The organism is Hymenobacter agri (assembly GCF_054778495.1).
On sequence record NZ_BAAGZM010000671.1, the window covers coordinates 1 to 2,168 of the forward strand.

4 protein-coding genes and 1 tRNA gene are annotated in these 2,168 nt (G+C 63.9%); 2 read left to right on the plus strand and 3 right to left on the minus strand.

The genetic code is table 11. The features are described 5' to 3' along the window. Positions 1 to 228 (plus strand): protein-tyrosine phosphatase family protein (locus tag ACYVDE_RS20855; protein WP_460503463.1); only part of this gene is annotated, 228 nt, incomplete at its 5' end. Between the two features lie 91 nt (positions 229 to 319). On the opposite strand, the gene ACYVDE_RS20860 is transcribed toward ACYVDE_RS20855, so the two are convergent. Together ACYVDE_RS20860 and ACYVDE_RS20865 are read right to left on the minus strand one after the other, a co-directional pair. Continuing rightward, positions 320 to 814: a hypothetical protein gene (locus ACYVDE_RS20860; protein ID WP_460503464.1), complete on the minus strand. Its 495-nt coding sequence runs from the start codon at positions 812 to 814 to the stop codon at positions 320 to 322. Positions 815 to 880: 66 nt separating this feature from the next. Further along, on the minus strand, positions 881 to 1,378 hold the full coding sequence (locus ACYVDE_RS20865) for a hypothetical protein (protein WP_460503465.1): 498 nt from the start codon (positions 1,376 to 1,378) through the stop codon (positions 881 to 883). 124 nt (positions 1,379 to 1,502) lie between these two features. On the opposite strand from ACYVDE_RS20865, the gene ACYVDE_RS20870 reads away from it, so the two are divergent. After that, the gene (locus tag ACYVDE_RS20870) at positions 1,503 to 2,009 is read left to right on the plus strand and encodes a DUF4112 domain-containing protein (RefSeq protein WP_460503466.1); all 507 of its coding nucleotides are present in this window, start codon (positions 1,503 to 1,505) and stop codon (positions 2,007 to 2,009) included. An 84-nt stretch (positions 2,010 to 2,093) separates the two neighbouring features. Here ACYVDE_RS20870 and ACYVDE_RS20875 read toward each other — a convergent pair. Beyond that, positions 2,094 to 2,167: transfer RNA gene (locus tag ACYVDE_RS20875), tRNA-Asp, on the minus strand. Between the last annotated feature and the right edge of the window lies 1 nt (position 2,168).

Sequence of the window (2,168 nt, forward strand, 5' to 3'; positions counted from 1 at the left end):
GGCCGCCGGGCCGTGGTGCACTGCCACGGCGGCATCGGCCGTACCGGCACCGTAGTGGGCTGCTACCTGCGCCAGCACTTCGGCCTGAGCGCCGACGAGGCCCTGGCCCGCATTGCCGAAGAATGGCAAACCGTGGAGAAAAACTACCGCGCCCCAAATTCGCCCGAAACCGCCGAGCAGGTGGCCTACGTGCGGGCCTTCGAGCCGGTAGCGACTGCGGCCGAATAAAAAATATTCCGCCACTCGCACCTCCTGCCGCCCGTGTTTAGCCGGCGGTTGCAGAAGGTGCGGGTGGCGGAATAAATAATTTTTCTGACGGTTAGTTAACCGGCGTGGGCTCGGCGGGCGTCAGTTTCACGCCCGTGAATTGCTGCGGATTCACCGCCGAGGCAATGGGCTCGATGCGCAGGCGCTTGTCGTACTTGCTCACGTTGGCCAGCTTCAGTAGCGTGGCGTAATCGGCCGTATGCCCGCTTTTCGTCTTAATAAAATAGCTGTTCACGCGCAGGGTAGCGGGGTCGTAGCTCACTTCCAGCGCGGTAGTATCGCGCCAGTAGGTGTAGAGGGCTTCGGTGACGCCGGTTTCCGACTGCCGGGGCGTGCGGTCGTGGTCGGGGCGTACCGTTTGGCTGATGAGCGGGCGGGCAATTTCGTCGGCATTCAGGCCCAGCAGCGCGGGCACGTCGAAAGCGCGCTGCACGGCAGGAGCGGGCGGCGGGGTCATCGACACGGCCGGGCTCTCGGTAGCGGGGCGGTCGGTGCTGGCGCAGCTCAGCAGCAGGGCCAGCGGCAGGAGGGGGGCATAGCGTTTCATCTGAATTAAGCTATAAGGATGAATGCCCTTATACGGAAACGCGCCCAGTCATGCTGAATTCCAACGCTATTTCGCTCCGGCAGTGGGCAGCGCGAGCAGGCCCGAAATCCCTTTCACATTGAGCCGGGCAAACTTGCGGATGCGGTCGAACCGGGCGTCGGTGTCGGCCCATTCTTCATCGGGTGGCAGGGGCCGGGGCACGTGGGTTTCGAGCAGCCCGAAAATGGACGCCGCAATGTCGAAATAGCCCAGCAGCAGCAAGTAAAGCTGCTTTTTCTCGGCCTCAGAATACCCTTTGGTGCGAATGGCCTTGGTGAGTGTATCGAGCTGCGCGGTTTCGTCGGTGTACAGGTCGCGCAGGGCGTAACGGCTGCGCCAGTATTCGGCCAGGGCCTCGGCTGGCACGCTGCCCACCGAAAACGGAAACTCCGTGGCAAAGGCCGACGCCTTCAAAAAAGCCGCTTCGGCCGTATAAAGGGGCACCAGATGCTTTTGCAGGCTGGTCCAGAGGCCGGCCCGGGCGCGGTCAAAGCCCGGCGTAGAAATTGGTTCGGAAGTACTCATGAAAATACCGATGGAATAGCCGCAAAGCTACCCAATCAGCGCCGCGCCGCGCCACTGGCCGGGCCCGGGGCCGGTCGCCTTTTTGGCCGGCGTTGCCGTATGAGCCGCTAAAAGCCTTATCGTGATGCCGCTTCGCCCCACTTCCGCCGCTACCGATGCCGACGAGCGCCTGCGCTGGGTCGAGCGCGTGGCCCACCTCATGGACAGCCAGTTCCGGCTGCCGGGCACCCGCTTCCGGTTCGGCCTCGACCCCTTGCTGGGCCTGCTGCCCGTCGTGGGCGACCTCTCCACCACGGCGGTGTCGGTGGCGCTGCTGCTCACCATGCTGCGCCACGGGGCCAGCGGGGCCGTGGTGGTACGCATGGCTCTCAATATCCTGATTGATACCGTTGTGGGCGGCATTCCCATTCTCGGCAACGTGTTCGACTTCGCCTACAAAAGCAACGAGCGCAACGTGGCCCTGCTGCGCCGCCATTATGCCGAAGGCCGGCACGCGGGCAGCGGCCGGGGCCTGATAGCACTGCTGCTCCTGGGCTTCGGGCTGGTGTTTGCGCTGGTGGCCTGGGGCAGCGTGGCGCTGCTGCGCTGGGGATGGCACTACTTCGAGGTGCACCCGGTGGCGGGGTGGTAGCTGCCCGGCCGAAGCCAATGCGCCAGGGCCGGAAAACAAAAAAGCCATTTCCGCGAAGGAAATGGCTTTTTCGACAAACGGTAGCGGTCTGGACGGGACTCGAACCCGCGACCTCCGCCGTGACAGGGCGGCATTCTAACCAACTGAACTACCAAACCG

Bases quoted from the DNA above. Each gene is read 5' to 3' on its own strand.
- ACYVDE_RS20865 (WP_460503465.1), bottom strand. From the start codon at position 1,378: ATGAGTACTTCCGAACCAATTTCTACGCCGGGCTTTGACCGCGCCCGG.
- ACYVDE_RS20870 (WP_460503466.1), top strand. From the start codon at position 1,503: ATGCCGCTTCGCCCCACTTCCGCCGCTACCGATGCCGACGAGCGCCTG.
- ACYVDE_RS20860 (WP_460503464.1), bottom strand. From the start codon at position 814: ATGAAACGCTATGCCCCCCTCCTGCCGCTGGCCCTGCTGCTGAGCTGC.